Source organism: Photobacterium sp. BZF1 (assembly GCF_014349205.1).
Lineage (GTDB): Bacteria > Pseudomonadota > Gammaproteobacteria > Enterobacterales > Vibrionaceae > Photobacterium.
In genome coordinates this window covers 1-22,710 of record NZ_JACSOF010000109.1, presented here as the reverse complement: position 1 = coordinate 22,710, position 22,710 = coordinate 1, and the positions used below count along the sequence as shown (strand labels likewise).

Here is a 22,710-nt window from a genome sequence, read left to right as displayed (position 1 = left end):
AAAAAGTGATATTCTTTATCATGTAAAAATAATACAAAGTATTATTTTGTCTTAATAAAAACAAGAGAATAAAAACGATAAATTATTCGCTGTCAGCGTTGGTTAGAGGATCGAGCGCAGTAAAGCGTGCTCGTTAAAGGAACAATATATATAACAAATTAAAAGCAAAAAGGTCCATAATAGGAGCGCTAACAATGAAAAAGCATACGCTGAAATTGACTGGTGTTATATCGACCATGATGGTTTCTACATCAGTTGTGGCAGAAGTGGATTTTCACGGCTACATGCGTGCTGGTATCGGTATCAGTGGCGAGAACGGCCAGCAGGTTCGTTATGAATCGAATAAAGTCGGCCGCCTCGGTAATGAAGATGATCTTTACGCCGAAGTGCAATTGGGCAAAGAGGTTTATAACCAAAATGGTAAATCTTTCTATGTCGACTCAATGGTAGCTTGGCTCTCTGATGGCAGTAACGACTTTGAGGGAACGAATACCTCTTGTGAGTTGGATCAAAATACACAAGATATCTCTTGTGACAATGATGCACAATTTGCTATCCGTCAGTTCAATGTCCAGACAGAGGGGCTAATCGCTCGCGACCCAGGAGCCGTTATCTGGGCTGGTAAACGTTATTATCAACGTCATGATATACACATTACTGATTTCTACTACTGGGATACCTCAGGTTCTGGGGCGGGTGTTGAGAACATATCTGCTGGTACGGGCAAACTTTCATTAGCGGTTCTTCGCCAAGATGACGGTGACGTCAATGTGAATAATTTAGATATCCGGTATGCCGAAATTGGGCTTTGGGATGAAGCTAATCTGGAGCTGGGATTTAATTATGGTTTCATAAACGAAACAGATAGCCAAAAAGATATAGGGGAGGGCGTAGGTGAAGATCCCCTTATGTTGACTGCTGAGCTTACCATGGCTGACGTTGTTGGTGGTTTGAACAAAGTCATACTTCAATATGCGACTGAAAGCTATGGTGAACAAATGGCCGGGTTGGGAGCGGGTAACTCTCCTGATGCAAACTCGGATGATGGCGTTGACGGCTATAGAATCATTAACTGGGGGGTAATGGCTCCATCAGATACCTGGGAAATTGGTTATCAGCTTGTCTATGCCCGTTCAACTTTTGATAGCAAGGACGATCACGATATATTCAGTGTAGTTGCACGCCCGATGTACAAGTGGAATGAATACAACCGCACCGTGTTCGAGGCCGGCTGGTTTACCGAAGAAAACGATAATGTCGATAGTTCTGCTAGTAAATTTACCATCGCTCAAGCCTGGTCAGCTGGAAGTAGTTTCTGGGCCCGTCCTGAAATTAGGGTCTATGCCAGCTATATAGAGGACTATGAAAAAGATAATGCCTTCGGTGTAGGAGAAGACTCGGAATATAATTTAGGCGTACAAGCTGAAGCATGGTGGTAAGAGGCACAGAGGGATAGGCAATGCTTAAGTTAATCACCATAATTTTATCCCTGTGCATCGTTATGACTTCGGGGCTGCTCGTCAGCACCCGAAGTCAGTACTCAGGCCAAAAGTCCTGCCTTAAATAGGGCTGTTTCTGCAGCAGAGTTAAATTGGCAGGATCTGGCTATGCCGTTAGATATCAATTTCGCATTTAACGGCATTGGCGTCAGGTCATGGTCATCAAGACACTGCCTATTCTGCGACCGAGTATCAACCCGTTAGAGATAGCGGCAATATTGACTACCTGGATTCGATTCAAATCAGCGTAGAGCAAGGAGATATGGATAAGGCCATTACCTTGTTAAAAGAAGCGGAAAAAAGGGGCGTACCGAACGCCAGGGAAACCTTCATTAATGCTGTTGAGAGCATTAAATAACACTCTTACTCAAGTTTTAACTGCTCGAAAAAACATGTATCTCCAAACTACTTCAAGATGCAGGTTCAGCGAGAATTTATAAGCTTATAGACAAGGCATTGTTTTGAAGATTGAAGCTTTTTGATAGGGATTGCCATTCCTGCAAACCTTCGTCTTGTATTGAATGCGCTGACAACCTCTGAATCCTGCACCTTGAGGTAACTTGGGTATATTAATAATAAATGATTGAGTTGGCGTCACTGGTTAATGTAATCGATGGAATAAAAGGCGTAACCGGTTCAAAGTCGACACTGACGTTAATTGAAATAATGTCGCCGGAAAGTAGAGCTTCTCCATCGGTCCAACTTGTCGTGATATCCAAATCACTGATATTCGAACGCTGGTTGAGGTAGGACTTTAGTTGGGCGACAGCAACAGGTGCATCACCAACCCGGAGTGAATCCTCACCGGCTTCTGTTCCCCTGACTGAGGCATAACGAATGCCGTCACGGGCAATATTGGCAATAGAGTGATAGGTATATATAAGCCGGGCTCCTTCGAGGACGGTAAACAGGATCAAAAAAAACAAGCCACATACAATGGCAAATTCAACGGTGAAAATACCTTTTTGCCTGAAAGGGGAGCCCATATCCAAACGTGTCATTTTATTCTAACCTCATGCTTGCACTGCGGCTCAGAGAAACTGTATCAGGGATAAACGGGAAAGATATCAGCGTTTTGAAATCATAGGTGGCATCGACAACAACATACCTTGCAACCAAACAGGCATTATTGGTATCACAGTCTTCGTCTGTGTTTATCTGTGTACTGACACCGTCTGAGCAAGAACACTGCAGGGAATTGGTTATCTGCAGATTGATAACATCTTCCTCATCGTCAGCATCGAGCATTTGCTGGGCCTCCAAGTTGGCGATAGAGGTCATACCGTTGATATCTACTGACTTGTCAATATCTTGGGCACCGTACCCGACCGCTGCCCTTGTGGCACTATTTAACACAATTCCAGCATGCATTGCCCGGCCAAAATCCAATACGGCAATGAGAATAAATAAGAGTACCGGTAACACGAGGGTAAATTCGACGATGGCAATTCCATTTTGCTTTTGTTTCATGTTCTCTGCCTCAATATTTAGCTGTTATCGCTCTTTATTCGACTAGAGTGACTCTTTTGTTTTCTGCATCATTAACACCTGACATGTTGGTTAAGCCAACACTTGAGCCGCTAGAAATCTCTAGGTACTTTGCCACTATCATGCCTTGTGTCCTGTCTCCGGCTGAATTTGAGTGGAATTTGAAATGCTGGTGGCCAACATAGATCGCACCTGTCAGCTTGGCATTGGCGCCGCTGTCGATTTTATTTATAGGCTCCTTCATAGGCTCAGATGAGCTGGGAGAATCGGGATCGGCAATAAAAAGCATGCCCTCCAGCGATGCATCACAACTGGAGTTCACATCGCAGTCGGTGGCCGTTAAATCGACCTTGCCGCCAGATTTGATATCAAGTGGTGAAAACCAATGTGGATCGCTGGAATTGCTCGAAGAGCAATCTTCATAGCAGGTGTTATAGATGGTCACGCTCTCTCCTTTGAGTTGAGCTTCACTGCCATCGACAACGAGTCCACCACCACGCATCACGTAGGTACCAGGATTAAATGTCACAGTCCCTTTCTTGATAAAAATGCCACCGCAGTAGGTGCCGGGGTTTAATGTGACATTCCCTTCCTCATGGGTATAAGGTTCATAGCCGTTGGAGTCTTTGTATTTGCCGATACAGAATCCGTCACGGCATGAGTTTTCGCTTATATTTGGGCAGTTGGAACGATCAACGGTAGGGAGGGGCATTGATTTGAAAGGATCTTCAATCGCCGGTGAATTCTTGAGCGGGCAATCACCTTCATTGGTGCAGTCCAAAGAGCTGCCGCTCACGTTGACTTGATTGGCTGCAACAGAGAACTCGCTGGTTTCTACACTGGAACCGCTTTCGATGGTTACGCCCTCATTGTGTGGCGAGTTGACATATATTCCGCAGTTGGTGATGAGGCTAGAACCACTGCTGACATGGAAGGCTTCTTTGTGTGTCGTCTCTCCTAGCACGTATATGCAGTTCAGGGCACTGGCTTTAGCGCCATTGGCAACAGCACGAACGGTATAGCTGAGGTCATCGACGCCGATGGCCTTCAGGAGGAATGTGGGCTGGGCTTTAGATATTAGAACTTCAACCGAATTGCTATCCCCTTGATAGAACCCTGATAGGGGCGGGTGGTTGACAGTAACTGTGACCTTGCTGTCAGCATCAGTCGTATAACCGTTTTCAGTAGCGGCTTGTTGGGAAGCGGTGACGACAAGGTTTTCCCGGTCATTGTATTTTTCGAAAGCCCCCGAGAGAGCGGCGGCGTCTGCAGCCGTTTGTGCCTGACGGTAATCGTTAAAGTAAAGGCCGGTATCTAACGCTAACCCAACCATGGCCAAGATCGCCAAAAGCGCCATGGTTGTTATAGGTATGATGACTCCTTTCTGACGTTGCATACTAATCCCTTATCCTATGCAATCAACTACCCAATATAGGGTTAACATTAGTACAGGAAAATTAAAAATCTATTTGTCAGTAAGGGATTAGGGTTTGTTTGTTTATTGATTTGCTCTGGATGTGAAGCAACACACGCGCTGGTTGCTATCGAGCTTTACTTTGCATGATATGACAAGTTGCTGCTTAAGCTTACCACGTGCCCGCAATAGGCGGGATTTAACTGCTGGTAGAGTTAAGCTGTGTTGATTCGCATATTCTTGCTGAGTCATACCTTTTATGTCACAAGCCTTCAATACGTGACTGTCTTGTTCCGGAAGTTCTGTCAGTACCCGGTTCAAGCATTGGGTTAGTGTGTCGATGGCAGCCTCAGAGTTTGATTCTTGTTCGATATCTTGCTCGAGTGGATCAATGCGTTTCTTTCGGCTGTGATCGATCAGCAGGTTATTAGCGACACGGTAAAGCCAAGCGCGAGGATTATCGATCTCACAAAATTCTGTATCTTTGAGCATGGCGCGGATAAACACTTCTTGGAGCAAGTCTTCGGCCAGAGCCTCGTCGTGGGATTTTGCTTTGAGCCAGTGACTGAGAGGTTGGGCGTGCTCTGACCAAGCTGACATCAGGCATGGGCGGGCGCTTGTTGCTGCGCCTTTGGCAACGTTGGTTGTTGGTTCAGTGAGAGACTGGCTCATTGTTGTGTATTTTCCATATATGTTAATCGTACGCAGTGATATTACGTCAAAGCGGATACCAAACAGGCATCTCACGTTGCTGAAATCGCACGCTTAAATTTTGTTTTTACCGAGCGCCAATGGGTGACCGGCGCCGTTGGTGCCTTGTCCAGCAAGTGTTGGTAATCTTCTGCCTCAGGGCTGATTTCGCCGCCGTGAGCAAGCAATACGCTCGTTGGTGAAAGATTGATGACTTTCTCAATCGAACTACGATAGCGTTTTGGGTAGAACACAGGGAAAGGCGGGATATAGCGCCCTTTGACTTTCACCATTAAATCCGCGACATAAATTTTTCCTGAATCCTTGTGATATAAAGATAAATCCCTGTCGGTATGACCTTGGGTTGCCAGAGCCTGCCATTCGGGGAAACCTGGCAAGGGTTCTTGGTCATCCAATAAATAATCCGGTTTCAACTTAGCGTCATACCATAAGTTGGTGCGGGGCTTGTTCATTCGTCTTGCCACCCACCCAGCCAGCAATAAATCGGTCCAGTGCATCAGTGCGCCGTCGATCCCTTGGTACCAATGGCCGGGAACATTGGCCGCAGCAATTGCGCAGCCGGTGAGCTTTCGGAGGCGGTGTGCGGCCCCTGCATGGTCGGGGTGCATATGGGTTACGACCACCATTTTGAGATCTTTGGCGGTGCGATTGAGTTGCTCAGCAATGAAGTCCAGCAAAATAGGGATATCTGCCCTGCAGCAACCATCAAGCAACAGCAGTCCATGGCGGTATTCAACAAGATATATCGATTGGATGTAGCCATTGATGTGGTGAAGTTTCATCATGATATCCCTATATGGATGACAGCGGCTGAGCCTTTCCGTAATGAAATCATTATTTAACAACTCATCTGACCAATCAAGCAGGGAATTGCATGGTTGTGGCTGGTATAGGAGCTATATCGGAAATCTTCGCGAGGAGAGTATGAATAAAAAGGCCCAGCAAGCCTGTTATGAGTGGTAGAGCGAGCAACTTGCCGGGCAAAAAAGAAAACTAAAAATAACGAACAGAGAACAGGTTAAATTTCCCAGTCACCTCCTAGTGCCTTGTTAAGGCCAACAACCATGTTGGCAGTCTGAAGGCGTGCTGCGACTACTTGGTCACGCATAGCGTGCTGCTGACGTTGGGCGTCCAGTACAGATAGGTAGTCAATCAAGCCCGCTTTGTAGAGTGAAAGCGCTTTGTTTACCGCTTTGTCAGTTTCCGTTTCAGCCTCTAACAGCAAGGCTTGGTACTGCTGGCTATTGCCGTAGCCATTGAGCAAGGTTTCCACCTCACCAATAGCGCTGTTAAAGGCGTGTTGGTAAGAGAGGGCACTGGCTTCGAAGCGAGACTCTTGCAGCGCTATCATGGCATCGGTGCGTCCACCATCGAAGATGTTCCAACTAACACCTAAACTCGCCATCCAAGTCGCCGAGTCACTGCTAAACAAATCATCAAAGTCGTTGGCCAATACTCCCGGCGCACCGGTCAGGTAGAATTTCGGATACTGGTTGGCAACCGCAGCGGCCAGCTCGGCATTCTGGGCCGCCATTTCCCGTTCGGCGATCCGTAAATCAGGTCGCCTTTGCAACAGATCAGACGGCAACCCTGTTGGAACGACTCCATCAAAGGTCGGTAGTGGAGAAGCACTGACAAGGCGCTGTTTTATTTGCCGCGGTGATTCACCCAGTAAGATCCCCAAGCGTTGCTGGTGGGCATTCTCAGCGGTTTCTAGTTGGGGGATCACTGCTTTAGTAGCTGCTAGCATGGCTTTGGCTCTGGCAACATCGAGTTGGGAGCCGTAGCCACTGCGATGGACCTTTTCCACCAGTTCCAGCGTTTGCTGCTGATCGTTCACTAGATCGAGTGCGATGGCTTTGCGTTCTTGTGCTCCCCGAAGTTGCAGGTAGTTGTGGATCACATCACTGGTGATCAAGGTTGTCAGCCCTTGTCGCATGATCTCGGCTTGCTCGGCACGGATCGAGGCCGCTTTGGCCTGATTGTCGATACGGCCAAACAGGTCCAGCTCCCACGCGATAGCCATACCTGCATGAAAGGCACTTTGATCACTGTCGAGGATCGGGGTACCCAGCGGATTGTTAGACGATACCGCAGCACCGAGTAGCGGGTCATTTTCACTAATGCCATACGAGGTGTAGCCAGCGCCTAGACTAACCGTCGGCACTTTGAAGGACTCGACGATCTGATTAAAAGCTTGGGCAGATTTGATCCTCTCTGAGGCGACTTTCAACGGGATGTTCTGGTTTTGTGCATCCTTGATGAGCTGATTAAGCGTTGGATCATTAAATTGTGACCACCAATGGGCACTGACCGGCTCAATCGCGAGACGCTGGTTTGAGCTGGTTCCTTCCACAGATTGGTTCAGGAAGGTATCAGTCAGCGAGTGGCTTGGTTGCTGATAATCAGGAGCCGATGCACAGCCGGTTAGGATCAAGGCAACTGCTAATACCGATAGGTTAAGCTTGTTCATTAGTCAGCTCCTCGTTAGCCAGAGTTTTTGGTGTTGGTTGTTTCAAATCGGCCCGGTAGAACAGGCGATATAGGGCTGGCATCACAAACAGGGACAATACTGTCGCTGCAGCCAAGCCGCCGATAATGGTTGCTGCCATTTGGTCAAACAGTCGGTCGGACAACAATGGGATCATACCTAGTGCCGTTGTCAGGGCGCCCATCGAGATGGCCATGGTGCGGTTTAACGTTGCTTCTTCGATTGCTTCTTCTAACCCTTTGCCGTTGTTCCTTTCCAATTCGATTTGATCCATTAGGACGATGCCGTTCTTGATGATCATGCCAGATAGGGCAATAGCACCGATTAACGCCATGAAACCGAACGGTTTATCCGTCATCAGCAGGAACCAACTTGCACCAGTGGCAGCCAGCGGCACTGTGGTCAGAATGATAATGGGTTGCTTAAAGCCATTGAATAGCGCAACAAGGATGATCACCATAATCAACAGGGCTTTAGGCAGCTGTTTGAAGGTATCGGTAATTGCCCTGTCTTCATCGTAATATTCACCGCCCCACTCGAAGCTGTAGCCATATGGGAGCTCGATAGCTTCTATATCTTCGATAAGCTCTTTGCGCACATCAGAGGCCGTCATACCGGTAACAGCAGCTTGTACCGTGATAGCAGGTACTCGGTTTCGGCGCCAAATCATGCTCTCTTCGTCTTTGAGTTCGAATTTGTCGACCACCTGACCGAGGGGAACAGAGTGCATACCCATAAGAGAGCGTACTGGCAGGGTTTCTAGAGAGCTAATGTCAGCCTCTGCGCTACGTATCTTGATAGGAATAAGCTCATCACCTTGATGGAGTTGTGCCAAGGTAACGCCCTCTGTTGCACGTTGAATCGCCAGGGCCACATCGGTGCGGTTGATACCTGCGCGACGCGCTTGTTCTTGGTTAAGTTGCGGGACGATGACCTTACTTTTCTGGCGCCAATCATCACGAACATACTTGGTGTTCGGATGGGCTTGCATAATGGCTTGAGCTTGCTTGGACAAGTCATGCAGCACCTCAGGATCTGGGCCGATAAACCTCGCTTCAATACTGAACTTGTCTTTGGTGGCAAGCTTAAGTGCACGGAAACGCGGCTCTGCATGGGGGAACTGCTGTTGTAGCCACTTATCGCCCCGGCGCTCAAGCGCTGCAATACCATCAAAATCATGGGTGTTGATTAGGATCTGACCGTAACTTGGATCATAAGGCTCCGGTTCGACCGTGACCGAAAATCGTGGCGCACTGGCTCCGACAAAGGTGGTGAAGTCTTTTACTTCAGGCTGCTCACGAAGCCAATCTTCGATTCGGGCCATATCTGCCGATGTCTGTTCTACCTGTGCCCCATTGGGTAGCCAGTAATCGAGGAAGACCATCGGACGATCAGAAGTCGGCATGAAGTTAACGGCAATTTGTGGAACCACGAACGCAGTAACACCAAGCAGAGGGATTAATAGGCTAAGCCCCTTGAGCGGGTGGCGCACGGTATAGTGGACGGCTTTGCGGTACAAGGATGGTTTGTTTTCTGATGGTGCATTATTTGATGCCGAGTGTTTTTTGCTCGGTTTTATCCATGCCCAACACATCAAAGGCGTGATGGTCATCGCTATCAGCCACGAAAGTAGCAGTGATGCACACATTACCCAGAATACCGAGCCGGCAAATTCTGCCGAGTCTGTCTTAGAGAACATTACAGGGCTGGCACCCATTACCGCAATGAAAGTCGCGGCAAGTAGGGGGACGGCGGTTTCCTCAACGGTTTCTTTTGCCGCGCTTAGTCGATCGATACCTTTATTGATCTTTGAGATGATCATGTCTGTTACGACAATCGCATTATCAACCAGCATACCCAGTGCAAGAATGAAGGTACCTAGCGAAACCCTTTGCAGATCAATCGCATCTATCTTCATGTAGATCAGAGTTAGCAGAATAGTCAGCATCAAGCTGCTGCCGACGATCAGCGCACTTTTCATGCCCATGAACAGCCACAGGATCACAACAACAATGGCAACACTCTCCACCAAATTGGAGACGAAGTTGTTGATCGACTTTTGAACCTCTTCCGGCTGGAAAGCAACGGTGTTGATCTCGACGCCGAGTGGTAAGGTCTGCTGGTATTCATCAATCACCTGGTTGAGTTGATCACCAAGTGACACCACATTGATACCGGAGTTAGGGCTTACTGCCAGTGTAATGGCATCAATGCCATTGAAGCGGCTTTCAGAAAGGGCTGGCGTTTGGTAGCCCATAGAGATGGTGGCAATATCACCAAGGCGGATAAGACCAGTGCCTAAATCACCAATGCCACCTTTTATCATCAGGTTTCGGATATCGTCCAAGCTTGTGAATTCACTGCCTTGGTCGATACGAATGCGTTCGATACCTGCCTTGAATTTACCCGCTTCATAAATCATGTTTTGGCTAGCAAGTTGGTTGATCACCTGAGCGGAAGAGATGCCATAATCAGCCAAACGTTCATCAGGGAGGTCGATATTCACGACTTGGTTACGTACGCCGTGCAGCTCAATTTTCTTGATGCCTTCGACGGCTTTCAAACGGCGTTGAAGTTCTTTGGCATAAAGTCGCAGCTCGCTAGGCTCAACACCTTCTCCTGTTACAGCAAATAGCATGCCGTACACTTCAGAGAACTCATCCTGAACAATGCTGATCTGGGCGGTTGCCGGCAAGCTGAGCTTAACGTCATTGATCTTGCGGCGAAGCAAGTCCCACTGCTGGGGAAGATCTTTGGAGTTGGTCGCCTCCTGGAGGTCGACGAAAATCATCGAGCTACCCGGTCGCGACAGTGAACGCAGTTTCCACAGCGTCTCCATTTCTTGCAACTTAGTCTCGATTTTATCTGTGACTTGTTCCTCAACCTCTTGGGCTGATGCACCCGGGTAGAGCGTCACGACAACGGCACTTTTAACGGTAAAGGTCGGGTCTTCAAGCTTGCCAAGCTTGAAATAGGACGTGATACCGGCAATCACGCAGAGCACACTAAAAAATACAATGAAGGTGCGCTGTCGAATGGCAAATTCTGCAAGGTTCATCTTGATCACCTATCGAGCTTGTGGCGCTGATTCATTGGACAAGGAAGAGTCTGAGGCAGAAGCAACAAATACCTCATTATTAGGTGCCTGTGGTGGCACTAAAGCTGTGGTGATTACCTCACCGACCGGCTGGCTTGGTTCTAGGTAGGGAACGCCCCCGGTGATGATTTTATCGCCAGCGTTAACGTTGCCTGAGATACAAGCCTGGTTAGCTTGCAGGGAATGTATCGTGACGCTTCTTGGGTTGGCTGTCCTATCTTTGATGGCAAAAACGGTATGGGTAACGCCTGTTTGCATTATCGCAGAATAGGGAATGCAGTACTGGCCTTCACCCTGAGCAAAGGCAATATTCAGTTGAATGGCCTTTCCTGGCAGGGCTGAGTTATCCATTGTCAGCGCAGTTTGATCTAGCTGGTAGGTAAGCTGATAGGTTTGCTTGATGGGATCTGGCAGCGTACTGATTTCTTTAAGCGTGGCCGGGATAGGAGTGTTATTGCCATACCATGATACAGCCCCGCTTGGCTGGCTTTCGAACTGGTTGATGAGGCTTTCTGGGATGTCGACAACAGCCTGAAGGTGGCTTGGCTGGTGGATAGTGAAAACGGGGAAGCCAGGAGCCGCTTGTTCGAATTGTTCGCTAAAGCGCTTGCCAACTATGCCATCAAATGGCGCGGTTAACTCGGTGTATGAGAGGGCATCTTTGGCTTTTTGTAAGTTCTGCTCAACCACTTTGACCATGGCTTGGCTTCGCTTATAGCCGGATACCGCACGGTCAAGGTTCACCTCTGCAATGGCATTATCGCTGGTGGCTTGTTTGACCCGCTTAAGTTCAATATCAGCCAGTGTTTTCGCGGCTTTTGCCTCATCCAATCTGGCTTCCAGCTCAAGTACCGCAACCTGATAGTCATGTGGGTCTAGCCTAGCGATGACTTGGCCCTGTTTTACTTGCTCTCCCGTTTTTACCAGTACTTCATTAATGGTCCCAGGCACTTTGAACGCAAGGTTTGCGGTATCGATAGCTTCCAGAACACCCGAAAATTGACGGGTATTAAATTGGTGTTGGCTACCAAGTTCAATGACTTGTACAGGACGCGGTGACTTTTCGGCGGCTGGTGGCGTATTGTCACTGCAGCCGCTGAGAACGAGTATGGCAATTGGGGCCAACGCATAGGGAGTTATTATTTTCATCATCCATTCCACTCAAAAAATGCTGTTTTATTTAAAGTCGGTATATTTAAAACAGTGTTATTTTAAGTTTTGGAGCGGAAAGGATAATCAGGCTACCCCGTGAAACACTGTCACATTTTTCGTGACAATAAAAGTAAATATCCCCTTGCTAAAGCAGTGGTAACCCTGTATTTGATGCGAATAATGCAACAATCAAAAAGCCTTGGGTAAATATTTGAGAAGGTGGTCAATAAGTGCTCGTGTTGCTTGGCTAATGCCCATCCTGTCAGGATAAATTAGCCAAACATCTTCTGATTGTGATTTACAGTCGGGAAGGATCTGGATTAATTTACCTGAATCCATTGCTTTGATTGCAAGGAGTAAAGGAAGGAAACTGATCCCCTGTCCAGCGATCATCGATTGACGGATATAGCCTGTGCTGTTGCTACTCAGGACGGGTTTCACTTTTAAAGCGGTATCTGTGAAGCGCCAGGTATCTTCGATCCTGCCATCAGGCCAGCGATAGCAAATGCAGCGATGGTGGGTGAGTTCATCAATGCTGCTTGGTTCACCGTGTTGTTCGATATAGGCTGGGCTCGCCAATAAAAAGCGATGGATAGAAGTAATGTGTCTGGCAACCAGGCTGGAGTCCTGCAGCGGCCCAACATGAAAACTTAAATCAAGCCCTTGCTCGTAGAGGTCATGGTAGCCATTGGTGCTGAAACGCACATCAAGCTCAACGTCAGGAAATTCTTGCTGAAATTGGGTGAGGATAGGCTCTAGAAGTTCATCACTGTCTGGAAGGGCACCGATCTTAATTTTACCTGTAGGCTTATTATCGAGTTGGTACATCGCCTCTTGGGCTCTTTCTATCCCTTGAACCACATTTAATAGCTCTTGGTATAGGACTTCACCATGTTGGGTAAGGCGAAGTTTGCGAGTGGTACGGAAAAAAAGTTGGGCATTGAGGTGCTTTTCCAACTCGCCTATTCGGCGGCTCACGTTGGCTCGAGGAAGGTCGAGCGCATTAGCGGCAGCAGAAAAGCTACCCAATTCCACGACTGTGGTAAACAGCTTGAGGTCATCCAGACGCATAAGTGTCACTTATAACTATTATTCACTGTTTTACAGTGTAAATGCCGAGGATTAGCAAGGGAATGATAAATGTCATGAAGGGGAAGAAGAAAGCCGACTGGGTGTCGGCTTTGTTAATTGGCTATTAGGGCTCTTATCAGAATCAGTGATGGCTATGATCCATCTTTTCCTTTTTCATACCCTCGGGGATATAGGTAGCTTCTTCGACCTTAACTTCAACCTTGACCTCTCCGGCCTGCTTGAAGTTAAGCGTGAGCGGGAAGCTTTCGCCAAGCTCAGGAACGTCTTTGAGATCAAAGAACATAACGTGGTAACCGCCCGGCTTGAGCATTTGTGCACCATGGGCTGGTACATCAATCTTTTCTACTTCACGCATCTTCATCATGCCATCTTCATGGATATGGGCATGTAATTCGGTTTTTCCTGCAATAGGAGAAGAGGCACTGATCAGCTCATCGCCGTTGTCACCGTGGTTCATGACATTGAAAAAGGCCGCGGCGACCTGAGACGTCGGCGGGACTTGCTTTGACCAAGGGTGGTCGATATGTAAATCGCCCGCTTTGTAATCATGTGCATTAGCAGCGGTCGCTAGTGCAAATAGGCTTCCTAGCAGGATATTTTTTATTGTTTTCATTACGTTCTCCATCTGGCTTCATGCCAATAAAATTATGGTTAATCAATTGAATTTATGAAAATTTAATTGCTACAGGAGGAGAGTGTTTAGGCGCAATGAGATATAACCTATTTGTATTGGGTAACGTGAGGGTGTAATCGGTGACAAAATGCCCAGCAAAGCGGATAAAGCCTACAAAGCGATAGGCACTTTCATGGTAATCGCCTTTATTGTCATGCAGCTTAAATACAGGGCAGTGGGCATTAAAACTGGAGTGCGATCCTTCTTGATTTTTTTCATTAGGCGAATGGCTCAGATGCTTGTTATCAAGTGAATTGACTGAGTTGGAGGAAAACCAGCGTAAGCCTTCATGTGTGCAAACCAGTATTTTGCCCCCGGTCAATATCGGGCTTTGTAAGCTAAAGAAATGGGGATTGAGGACGACAACGGATGAGAGCAGGGATGAAGCAAATAGGGATATTGTGACCAGCATGCTAGTCCATTTTCGGCTTACCGTGGATGGATGTAAAAATAGCGTGTTGGCTGGCATGACGTGATATTTGTTATTGTTTTGATACGCGAATAGTAACAGGCAATAGCTATCATGTAATTGTTTTTGTTAACTAGATGTGGCCTTTTTGAGATCAAAGTATCAAGTGATCCCGGTGATAGGGATACGGCCACAAAGCAAGGCTATTTTAATGTGGCTATCTATTGATACTTTTTCACAAGTAGCTATTTATAAACGCAATATCACCTTCTGCGATCATATAGTAGTTAAATTGTTTATCTTGCCATGCCGTATGAGTAAGCAAAGGCTTGTCTTTAATCACTTCAGCAGGAAGGGGGATTGTTTTTTCGTTGCTGAAGGTATTGAGCTTGGTAATAAACAGCCAAATATACTTTCCGGCATCATCTTCAAGGCAAACAATGGACACCTTTTCACCTTGCCACCGCTCTGCAACACCGCCGAGGGCATGGAGGCTATTGAGTGCAACAGGGGTCACGTAGTTTGTTGGCCAGTCAGCATTTGCAAACCCTTGGTTTATCAGCTCTAGACCCTCTACTTTTATATTCATTTCATAAGGTTGGGTTGCGAAAGCCACCATATCTTGTTGGAAATCAGCAAAATGCCCAGATTCTTTGGGAGAAAAAATGCCCCAGGATAGGACGAGCAGTAAAAGTGACGCAGCAATAGCGAGAGGGGCAAGCCACGGGCTACGCGTTTTGGTAACTTTTTTTTTGCTATATTGCAGGTTGATCTCTTCTTTTAAACCAACTGGAACGTCAATACCTGATAATTGAAAATGGATGGCATCTTCATTTTGTAGGTGCTTGCTGTACCATGCTTTTAGCTCAGGGTCGTTCTCAACTTCGGCAAGAGCCTCAGTGACGAGTGTGGTTTCCTCATCAACCTCTGGTCGGTAGAGTCGTAAAATCGACTTAACTTTCTTGCTTTCCATTATTCAGCTCCTACTTGCTCCAAGCTATCGTCGAAGTCGGTTAAATCAGATTCAATCATCTTATATAACATTGTTTTTCCTCTTGAAATCCGAGATTTAACCGTACCTATAGGAACGCCAATGATGTCTGCGATTTCTTGGTAAGAGTGCTCCCTCATATAGAAAAGTATCAAGGGAGTACGGTAAAACTCAGTTAAACCGGAAATCGCCGCAACAGCCTTGCTGGGGTCTATGTTGAGCGGATCTTGGCTTTCTTGCTCCTCAGTGACTTCTTCAACAACATTTTCATCGCTCGTTAGCACGCTTAATTTGCGCCTTACATGCAGAAACTCCCTATAAAGAGTGGTAAACAACCAAGTTTTCACTTTGTCGGGTTCACGCAATTGGTGACCTTTTTCCAACCATGTACAAAAAGTCTGCTGGGTAAGATCACTGGCGTCGGCTTGAGAATTCGTCAAACTGTACGCAAAGCGATAAAGCTTTGCGTAGTACAAATCCACAAGCTGGTTATAGTCATGCTGTGATTGAGTGTTTTTACTCATGCTAATAAGAGATTTCAAGTCTGTTTTTGTTCCACAAGTTGCCATAAGCATAGAGTGAATTCTCGCCTCGTTATTTCTCAATATCGACATGGAACAAATTCACGACTGCTGTCTCATACCCGTGAAACATGGATGTTGGTAGTACCGCTTGGAAAAGCAGTGGCATGTTAGATTGAATCAACTTGATTAGGTGGATATATGAAAAACAAAATCCAAGAAGTCATCACTGCCGTTGGTATTGTTAGTGTGGTCGCATTTTCTGGCAGCAGTTTGGCAAAAGACGATGATAGAACAAGATTAGAATGCGAAAAACGCGGTGCTTACGACACCAGTATGGATGCCAGGTACGAGGCGCGAGATGACAGAGAGAAGTTTGATGCCTCTTTTGAAGCAGCACCTGGTGGCAAGTTTTATTCAGGACAAGAACTCAGTGTCTACGTTGATTATGAAATGGTAGGCAAAATGGTACTTCGCTATGAAGGCTATGATCTAGAAGGGGATTTGGAGTTTGATTCCAATGTTGATGGCCCTTATGACGACAGTGTGCCTTTCCCAGAAAACTTTCCGTCAGTGGGATATGGTACTCACGTCACTATCGGGAATTACGAAGTGGGGTATTTGAGCTGCACTCTATAAAAAATACGCTGTGTCTTCTTCTGATATCTTTATTTAGATATTGTCGGGAGACACAGCGCTACAGGAAACTAGATTTCAGTTATGTACTGATTAGCTTTTGGTGAAGCGGTAAGTTTGAATCTTCTGCTCTTGACCATCGACTTGGGCATAGGTATCTACCATCCATACGCTTGGACCCGCGAAGCCGAGTTCTAGGCGAACTGTTGAAGAGTCAAAGTTCTCGTAAATGCTAGCTTGCGCATTGGTTGGGTAGAAGTTGTAGCGGTTCATGCTTTGCTGATATTCGCCAGCAAAAGTGACCGGAACATTACTTGCGTTGTCAGTCACCGTTAGGCTGTAACCCGCTTCAGGCGTGTAGGCAAAGTTAGCAGTAAAAGAAAGCGCTTGTGATTGACCGTCAATGTTTAGGTTATTGATGCTAACACTTGCTTCAGTGGTTTTAGCTAGCGAGCCGTTTGCTTTCGCTGTGGCATTAACGGCTTGCTCTGTTGCACCGCTCCAGATACTTACGTTCCAGTTACCCGTGAAGTTGTCCAACTTATCCCAGTTTTGCGGCTGGGCATTAGTTGCTGCAACTTGGCCACCGCTGCCGATTTGGGCCAATGCCTCGTTACGGCTGTCATGGCGCTGGTTATCACGGTTGTTATGAATATCAGCAGAAGCACCTGCTACGCCACCAGAAACTCCACCGGCAATAGCGCCTTTAACAGCAAGGTCTGCATCACCTGTCAATGCACCCAATGTTAGGCCAAGAAGAGCACCACCGGCAGCACCTTGCTTGGTTAGTGCATTTGGATCATCTTGAGTGTCTGGGTTAACACAACCGGTAAGAAGCGTCAGACCGATGATTGAAACAATAGAGCTTTTAGTGAAAGTGTTCATGATGATTCCTGCTGATAAATATGCTTTAAGGCTTACCACTGATGTGATGGCGTTTTGTTATGGCGCTAATTTACCAACAATAAACTGAATCATTCCTGTACGAATTGAACGGTGTTTTTTACATTTCAAAATGTAAATTTGGTTGCGCTTTTCAGCTAGTGTTTAGCGGTTAAGCGCTTTGCGCTATGTGCTTGATTTTAAAAACGCTGTTTTTAAATACAGGCGCAGTATTGTTATTGATTGCTTTTTTGCGTGTAAAGCACTGCAAGTTTTAAATGGTAAATGTAAGGGAATATGACGGGGTTCAATAAGTATTCGATACAACTCACTAAGGTGGCATCGCTTCGATGCCACCTTGAAAGGGGGAGGAGGGTATATGGTTTAGTTGTCGTTAAAGTCTTCTTTAGCGTCTTTGTCACCTTTTTTATAGGTTGGTAAGGAAAAAGATTTGACGTAGGTGACGCCATCCCAGGTTGGCATCGGCGTTCTGATGGGTACAGTTTGTCCCGGTTTTTCTATATCCCAACGAAGTAATTGGGCGTGATCTTCATGTTGGGTGTTATGGCAGTGCTCCATATAACTACCCATAAATTCACGAAATCGAACCGCAATGGTTACCTCTCGACTGCTGTTTTTCTCATCGCCAATCCGATAGATATCTTTTCGAGCCCACTTTTCCCACTCCGGGGGCTTGCCACCGTCTCGACTGAGGATCTGGCCCTCTTCGAAATGAACATGGATTGGATGGCTCCACCCCCCGCCACCGCTGAAGTGCCAAATTTCAACATCGCCAATATTGGGGGCCGCTGAAACTCTTTTAGGGTTGACGGCAAATCCCGAACCACCATCTGTTTTAATGGTCCATGGGGCAGAGTCAGTGCCACTACTACGTCCAAACTCAAACGTTCGATGGCGTGCATTCGCCAGTTCTTTTTTGCTGAATTTGGGACGCTTGATCATTTTTTTCTTACCTGCGACATAATCAGCGGGATCCATGCTGTAATCTGTGCCTGTATAAGGTTGTACCCTCATTTCCATGAACTTGCCGACAGCAGGATCGCAAGTGTTCCCTTTCTTAAAGGGATCTTTGAAAGCCTTGGAACGACTCAATGTGCCTTCTGGTTGTCGGCCATCATTGTGTTCCATTAGGTTAACAAGGTAGATCTTGGTTCCGGGAGCGTATTGGCTAAAGTCGATAATAATATCGTAGCGTTCTGCAATGGCTTGGGTTGGCAATTCACCTTTTTCGAACAATACACTGTGTTCCATGATATTTCCGTCATTGGCAATCATGTAAACGGGGACGGGCTTTCTGTCTTCGGTCATTACCGCTATTTTCATATACCGTGAAACCGAGCCGTTAAGTAACCGCAAACGGTATTTCCTTGCTCGGACATCCATGTAAGGCTTGTACTGCCAATTGACGGTCATTTGATCGCCCAGGAAGCCATCCAGGTTGAAAATATTAAAAAAGAGCTGGCCTTTTTTATCCCAGGCTTTATCTGCGATGAGGAGGTTGACGTCGTAATCTCGGTTCCCCCAATCAAGCTGGGTACCACTAGGAAACCGTAAATTACCGCCAGCAGTGATCTTTTCATTACCGCGATCTAAAGCACTGTAAATGTTTAACATGGCGGCATTGCCCTTGTAGACATTTTGCGCCGTGAAATCGATCATATGATCATGGAACCATAACGAGCTCATGGTTTCGCGAAAATCCCCGGGGATCTTTTTCACTCCCCCTGAACCATCAGGACCACCAGCCCTTACATCGGTCGCATTTTTATTTTTGTGATCATGACCAGCCAGGATCATTGGCCAACGGTAATCGTAGTATTGGCCGGGGAAGAAAAAAGCCTGCATATAGCCGTCACTCTCGGCCGGATTATGCCCGTTATGCTGGTGGGTAGATAAGGTATGGAGGCCGAATCCGTTATTTGCTGAGGGTGATATCGGCAAGGCATTGTAATGCCGGAATAAAACAGGGTAACCGTACCTTAATTTCAGCAGCTTAGGTGGAAACGTGCCATCGAATGTCCACAGCGAGTTACTTTCTTGCATCGGGAAGTCAGGGTGTAGTCGAGGTTCTATACCATTTGTCGTCCCATCAATCTGGCCTGATGAAGTGTTTGTTTGCCATTTGGCTGTGGAGTAATGCAAACCGCCTGGTGCAAATTCTCCCACTGAATATTGATGGGTTTGGTAGATGTCTCTAAAACCAGAGTTACTTCTGACTCCTGATTGGGCTGTGAGTGTGTATTCCTCGGGGTAAAACTCGGGCCATCTTTGATGCGCCCAATCTTCGCCCGGGGGGCGTCCTTCAGCGGGAGGGGTATTTAGCGTGCGTTTTAGGTAAGCTTCAATTTGCGACTTCCAAGGGTTTAGATCGGAGGTATTTGCTTTGCGCGATGGCAAAGGGTAAATCGTTTGGCTTAGAAAACTGTCGAGCTGTGAACCTGAGGGTGACGATTTAGCATTAGTCGGTGAAGGGAATCCTCCATTATTGCTTGAGTACTGTGGAAGTTGTTTCGTGCCAAACTCTTCCAGGCGATAAAGCGCTTGCGTGAAGGCTTGGGCACCAAATAGCGGACTTGGAGGAGCATCGGTGGGTATATTGCAGCCACCGGCAATGACGCTTTCAGATAACAAAGTGCATAGAATAGCCCATGGTAGTCGATTTAAGTTTGTTGATTGATGAAAAGTCCGTGTACCGCTTGTTATTTTTGCATTTGTATCATTCATCTCGAATACCATACAAATAGGTTTATGATACGTACCTGATGGTTCTCAATGACTGAGTGGTTAAACAAAGCTTAGCATTGCCCCTGTATATCACAATGCGGATCGATATTGCTGTTTTCCGATGGTGACTTACGTCTTTTTGCGCTAAGGAAAATGGAGTTTTTTGCGAGGGGGAGCTGTTAGGATGCAATCTTGTTAAGCTGGGTGGCACCTTATCAGTGCCACCCAGTCTAAGCATTAAAGATTAATTTTCGTCGAAATCCTCCTTGGCATCGACATCACCTTTTTTATAGGTTGATAGGGTAAAGGAATCGACATAGCCGACACCTTCCCACGTAGGCATTGGGGTTCGGATTGGCACGGTCTGGCCTGGTTTTTCGATATCCCAACGGAGTAACTGGGCGTGGTCTTCATGCTGGGTGTTATGGCAGTGCTCCATGTAACTACCCATAAACTCCCTGAAACGGATGGCGATAGTCATTTCTCGGCTGCTGTCTTTGACATCACCAATACGGTAGATATCTTTTCTCGCCCATTTTTCCCACTCAGGAGGTTTGCTACCGTCCTTACTAAGGATCTGTCCTTCTTCGAAATGGATATGGATAGGGTGACTCCAACCACCACCACCACTGATGTGCCAGATTTCAACATCTCCGATATTAGGGGCGGCTGAAAGTCGTTTAGGATCCGTTGCAAAGCCAGAACCGCCATCAGTTTTGATAGTCCAAGGGGCGGAATCAGTACCGCTACTACGGCCAAACTCAAAGGTACGGTGGCGGGCGTTAGCGAGTTCTTTTTTGCTGAACTTAGGACGCTTGATCATCTTCTTCTTGCCTTTGACGTATTGAGCTGGATCCATGCTGTAATCAATACCATCATACGGGTGAACCCGGAACTCCATGAATTTTCCGACTGCAGGATCGCAGGTGTTCCCTTTCTCAAATGGGTTATTGAAGGCTTTGGAGCGGCTTAAGGTACTTTCTGGCTGCCGGCCATCTTCGTGCTCCATGAGGTTCACAAGGTAGATTTTAGTGCCGGGTTCAAATTGGCTGAAATCTATGATGATGTCATAGCGCTCACCAATAGCTTGGGTCGGAAGCTCCCCTTTTTTGAACAACACGCTGTGCTCCATGATATTACCGTCGTTGGCAATCATGTATAGGGGGACGGGGTCTTTGTCCTCAGTCATCACTGCGAATTTCATCCAACGGGAAACCGAAGCATTGAGGAGTCTAAACCGGTACTGCCTGGCTCTGACGTCCATGTAAGGCTTATATTGCCAGTTAACCAGCATTTGGTCGCCGAGGAAGCCATCAAGATTGAATATATTGAAAAAGAGTTGGCCTTGCTTGTCCCAGGCTTTATCCGCGACCATTAAATTAACGTCATAATCTCGGTTACCCCAGTCTAAATGTGATCCACTAGGGAAGCGGAGGTTTACACCGTCGTCAATATATTCATTTCCTCGGTCTAACGAGCTGTAGAGGTTCAAGCAAGCTGCATTGCCCTTATAGACATTCTGGGCGGTGAAATCGAGCATATGATCATGGAACCAGAGCGAGCTCATGGTCTCACGGAAATCACCGGGAATTCGCCTTATGCCCTTATTACCATCAGGGCCCCCTGCTCGGAAATCAGTGGCCTTTTTATTTTTATGATCATGGCCTGCCAAAATCATCGGCCAACGATAGTCATAATACTGGCCAGGGAAATAGAACGCTTGGGTATAACCATCGCTCTCTGCAGGGTTATGACCATTGTGTTGGTGGGTAGTGATGGTATGCAGGCCAAAGCCATTGTTGGCTGAAGGGGATATGGGCAAGGCATTGTAATGTCTAAACAACACTGGATAGCCGTACCTCATTTTCAGCAACTTGGGTGGGAAAGTGCCATCAAACGTCCACAAGGTATTGGCTTGTTGGACAGGCATTTTGGGATGAAATTGAGCGGGAATGCCATTAGTCGTACCCTTGAAGTTATCACTAAGGCCCGGTTGTTTATCCCAATTGAAGGTGGAGTGATATAGACCGCCATCTTTAAATTCATGAGATTGGAATTCATGGCTTTGGTATTGATCACGAAAGCCGCGATTTTCCCTCACGCCAGATTGTGCAGTCACCGTATATTCTTCCGGGTAGAATTCACTCCAGCGTTGGTGCGCCCAATCTATACCAGGTGGTCGTCCCTCAGCTGGTGGATTAACCAAGTTAAGGCCAAGGAAGCTGTTAATTTTGGCTTTCCAAGGGTTCAGATCCGACGTATTTGCGTAGGAACCAGAGTGTGATGAGTCCGGTATAGGGTAAAGGGTTTGCCCCATGAAGTTATCCAATTTATAACCCGCTGGCGACGAATTTTTATCGCTAGGGGTTGGAAATGGATTTCCTGGGTTCGATGAATTTGGAAGTGGGATCGTTCCAAACTCTTCTAATCGATATAAGGCTTGAGTAAATGGCTCTGCACCAAATAATGGACTTGGCGATGCGCCTGTTGGAATATCACAGCCGGCCAATAAATCATTGGAGTAAAGAATACATGAAATGAGACATGTTAAAGCTCCTGTTTTTGTTGTTAGAAGAGAGTTCCGTGTACCGCTGACGTTATTAGTAGAATTTGTATTATTCATTGTGAATACCATACAAATAGGGTTGGTGGACGTATCTGATGGATTCTTTTACCGCTTATAAATTAATTTAAAAGCCTAGCAGTCGAAATTAATATCACAAAGATTATGTATTTATTACAGTTTGCTAAGTTGTTGATATTAAGTCCATGTGAATGGTGTGGTTATTAATCTGAGATGTAATGTCTGGAAATGACTACATTTATTTTAATTAGAATTAATCCTTATATTATATAAGACTATTATAATTTTAGAAAATATATGTTGTTTATGTTGTCACTTAATATAC

At 46.5% G+C, this 22,710-nt stretch carries 19 protein-coding genes; 3 read left to right on the top strand and 16 right to left on the bottom strand.

What is annotated here, in order from left to right:
• Positions 1-194 precede the first annotated feature (194 nt).
• Positions 195-1,439: a maltoporin gene (locus tag BIZ37_RS21120; protein WP_187463184.1), complete on the top strand. Its 1,245-nt coding sequence runs from the start codon at positions 195-197 to the stop codon at positions 1,437-1,439.
• A 202-nt stretch (positions 1,440-1,641) separates the two neighbouring features.
• Entirely contained in the window at positions 1,642-1,857 is a 216-nt protein-coding gene (locus BIZ37_RS30295; protein WP_222939768.1) for a hypothetical protein, read from the top strand.
• Between the two features lie 211 nt (positions 1,858-2,068).
• On the opposite strand, the gene BIZ37_RS21115 is transcribed toward BIZ37_RS30295, so the two are convergent.
• From BIZ37_RS21115 to BIZ37_RS21055, 13 genes are all read right to left on the bottom strand, one after another.
• Entirely contained in the window at positions 2,069-2,500 is a 432-nt protein-coding gene (locus BIZ37_RS21115) for a TadE/TadG family type IV pilus assembly protein (RefSeq protein WP_187463183.1), read from the bottom strand.
• A gap of 1 nt (position 2,501) precedes the next feature.
• Complete coding sequence (locus tag BIZ37_RS21110) at positions 2,502-2,969, bottom strand: TadE/TadG family type IV pilus assembly protein (protein WP_187463182.1); 468 nt, start codon at positions 2,967-2,969, stop codon at positions 2,502-2,504.
• A 34-nt stretch (positions 2,970-3,003) separates the two neighbouring features.
• Positions 3,004-4,383, bottom strand: a complete 1,380-nt coding sequence (locus BIZ37_RS21105) for a pilus assembly protein TadG-related protein (RefSeq protein WP_187463181.1) — start codon at positions 4,381-4,383, stop codon at positions 3,004-3,006.
• Positions 4,384-4,485: 102 nt separating this feature from the next.
• A complete protein-coding gene (locus tag BIZ37_RS21100) occupies positions 4,486-5,073 on the bottom strand; it encodes a sigma-70 family RNA polymerase sigma factor (RefSeq protein WP_187463180.1) in 588 nt (195 codons plus the stop codon).
• 71 nt (positions 5,074-5,144) lie between these two features.
• Positions 5,145-5,894: an MBL fold metallo-hydrolase gene (locus tag BIZ37_RS21095; RefSeq protein ID WP_187463187.1), complete on the bottom strand. Its 750-nt coding sequence runs from the start codon at positions 5,892-5,894 to the stop codon at positions 5,145-5,147.
• Positions 5,895-6,130: 236 nt separating this feature from the next.
• Positions 6,131-7,585, bottom strand: coding sequence for an efflux transporter outer membrane subunit (locus BIZ37_RS21090; RefSeq protein WP_187463179.1), 1,455 nt, complete (start codon positions 7,583-7,585; stop codon positions 6,131-6,133).
• Positions 7,572-10,661 (bottom strand): efflux RND transporter permease subunit, encoded by a 3,090-nt coding sequence (locus BIZ37_RS21085; protein WP_187463178.1) that lies wholly within the window; start codon positions 10,659-10,661, stop codon positions 7,572-7,574. Before BIZ37_RS21085 ends, BIZ37_RS21090 begins: the two co-directional genes overlap by 14 nt.
• 9 nt (positions 10,662-10,670) lie before the next feature.
• Positions 10,671-11,852 (bottom strand): efflux RND transporter periplasmic adaptor subunit, encoded by a 1,182-nt coding sequence (locus BIZ37_RS21080; protein ID WP_255526850.1) that lies wholly within the window; start codon positions 11,850-11,852, stop codon positions 10,671-10,673.
• 189 nt (positions 11,853-12,041) lie between these two features.
• Positions 12,042-12,923, bottom strand: coding sequence for a LysR family transcriptional regulator (locus BIZ37_RS21075; protein ID WP_187463177.1), 882 nt, complete (start codon positions 12,921-12,923; stop codon positions 12,042-12,044).
• A gap of 142 nt (positions 12,924-13,065) precedes the next feature.
• Positions 13,066-13,557: a copper chaperone PCu(A)C gene (locus tag BIZ37_RS21070; RefSeq protein ID WP_255526849.1), complete on the bottom strand. Its 492-nt coding sequence runs from the start codon at positions 13,555-13,557 to the stop codon at positions 13,066-13,068.
• 52 nt (positions 13,558-13,609) lie between these two features.
• The gene (locus BIZ37_RS21065; protein WP_187463175.1) at positions 13,610-14,029 is read right to left on the bottom strand and encodes a hypothetical protein; all 420 of its coding nucleotides are present in this window, start codon (positions 14,027-14,029) and stop codon (positions 13,610-13,612) included.
• Between the two features lie 232 nt (positions 14,030-14,261).
• On the bottom strand, positions 14,262-14,999 hold the full coding sequence (locus BIZ37_RS21060) for a hypothetical protein (RefSeq protein WP_187463174.1): 738 nt from the start codon (positions 14,997-14,999) through the stop codon (positions 14,262-14,264).
• A complete protein-coding gene (locus BIZ37_RS21055; RefSeq protein ID WP_222939767.1) occupies positions 14,999-15,592 on the bottom strand; it encodes an RNA polymerase sigma factor in 594 nt (197 codons plus the stop codon). The genes BIZ37_RS21060 and BIZ37_RS21055 overlap by 1 nt, the downstream gene beginning before the upstream one ends.
• A gap of 147 nt (positions 15,593-15,739) precedes the next feature.
• Between BIZ37_RS21055 and BIZ37_RS21050 the strand changes: the two genes are divergently transcribed.
• Positions 15,740-16,177 carry a hypothetical protein gene (locus BIZ37_RS21050; RefSeq protein WP_187463173.1) on the top strand — a complete coding sequence of 146 codons (438 nt, stop codon included), beginning with the start codon at positions 15,740-15,742 and terminating at the stop codon, positions 16,175-16,177.
• A gap of 90 nt (positions 16,178-16,267) precedes the next feature.
• Here BIZ37_RS21050 and BIZ37_RS21045 read toward each other — a convergent pair whose 3' ends face one another.
• From BIZ37_RS21045 to BIZ37_RS21035, 3 genes are all read right to left on the bottom strand, one after another.
• Positions 16,268-17,059: a hypothetical protein gene (locus BIZ37_RS21045; RefSeq protein WP_187463172.1), complete on the bottom strand. Its 792-nt coding sequence runs from the start codon at positions 17,057-17,059 to the stop codon at positions 16,268-16,270.
• Positions 17,060-17,440: 381 nt separating this feature from the next.
• Entirely contained in the window at positions 17,441-19,801 is a 2,361-nt protein-coding gene (locus BIZ37_RS21040) for a multicopper oxidase domain-containing protein (protein ID WP_222939766.1), read from the bottom strand.
• Positions 19,802-20,045: 244 nt separating this feature from the next.
• A complete protein-coding gene (locus tag BIZ37_RS21035) occupies positions 20,046-22,118 on the bottom strand; it encodes a multicopper oxidase domain-containing protein (RefSeq protein WP_222939765.1) in 2,073 nt (690 codons plus the stop codon).
• Positions 22,119-22,710 lie beyond the last annotated feature (592 nt).

Excerpts from the sequence above, each read along its gene's own strand:
- BIZ37_RS21050 (WP_187463173.1), top strand. The coding sequence starts at position 15,740 with ATGAAAAACAAAATCCAAGAAGTCATCACTGCCGTTGGTATTGTTAGT.
- BIZ37_RS21080 (WP_255526850.1), bottom strand. The coding sequence starts at position 11,852 with ATGATGAAAATAATAACTCCCTATGCGTTGGCCCCAATTGCCATACTC.
- BIZ37_RS21090 (WP_187463179.1), bottom strand. The coding sequence starts at position 7,585 with ATGAACAAGCTTAACCTATCGGTATTAGCAGTTGCCTTGATCCTAACC.
- BIZ37_RS21055 (WP_222939767.1), bottom strand. The coding sequence starts at position 15,592 with ATGCTTATGGCAACTTGTGGAACAAAAACAGACTTGAAATCTCTTATT.
- BIZ37_RS21070 (WP_255526849.1), bottom strand. The coding sequence starts at position 13,557 with ATGAAAACAATAAAAAATATCCTGCTAGGAAGCCTATTTGCACTAGCG.
- BIZ37_RS21075 (WP_187463177.1), bottom strand. The coding sequence starts at position 12,923 with ATGCGTCTGGATGACCTCAAGCTGTTTACCACAGTCGTGGAATTGGGT.
- BIZ37_RS21100 (WP_187463180.1), bottom strand. The coding sequence starts at position 5,073 with ATGAGCCAGTCTCTCACTGAACCAACAACCAACGTTGCCAAAGGCGCA.
- BIZ37_RS21105 (WP_187463181.1), bottom strand. The coding sequence starts at position 4,383 with ATGCAACGTCAGAAAGGAGTCATCATACCTATAACAACCATGGCGCTT.
- BIZ37_RS21045 (WP_187463172.1), bottom strand. The coding sequence starts at position 17,059 with ATGAACACTTTCACTAAAAGCTCTATTGTTTCAATCATCGGTCTGACG.
- BIZ37_RS21085 (WP_187463178.1), bottom strand. The coding sequence starts at position 10,661 with ATGAACCTTGCAGAATTTGCCATTCGACAGCGCACCTTCATTGTATTT.
- BIZ37_RS21040 (WP_222939766.1), bottom strand. The coding sequence starts at position 19,801 with ATGAATGATACAAATGCAAAAATAACAAGCGGTACACGGACTTTTCAT.
- BIZ37_RS21115 (WP_187463183.1), bottom strand. The coding sequence starts at position 2,500 with ATGACACGTTTGGATATGGGCTCCCCTTTCAGGCAAAAAGGTATTTTC.
- BIZ37_RS21035 (WP_222939765.1), bottom strand. The coding sequence starts at position 22,118 with ATGGGGCAAACCCTTTACCCTATACCGGACTCATCACACTCTGGTTCC.
- BIZ37_RS21110 (WP_187463182.1), bottom strand. The coding sequence starts at position 2,969 with ATGAAACAAAAGCAAAATGGAATTGCCATCGTCGAATTTACCCTCGTG.
- BIZ37_RS21060 (WP_187463174.1), bottom strand. The coding sequence starts at position 14,999 with ATGGAAAGCAAGAAAGTTAAGTCGATTTTACGACTCTACCGACCAGAG.
- BIZ37_RS21095 (WP_187463187.1), bottom strand. The coding sequence starts at position 5,894 with ATGAAACTTCACCACATCAATGGCTACATCCAATCGATATATCTTGTT.
- BIZ37_RS21065 (WP_187463175.1), bottom strand. The coding sequence starts at position 14,029 with ATGCTGGTCACAATATCCCTATTTGCTTCATCCCTGCTCTCATCCGTT.
- BIZ37_RS21120 (WP_187463184.1), top strand. The coding sequence starts at position 195 with ATGAAAAAGCATACGCTGAAATTGACTGGTGTTATATCGACCATGATG.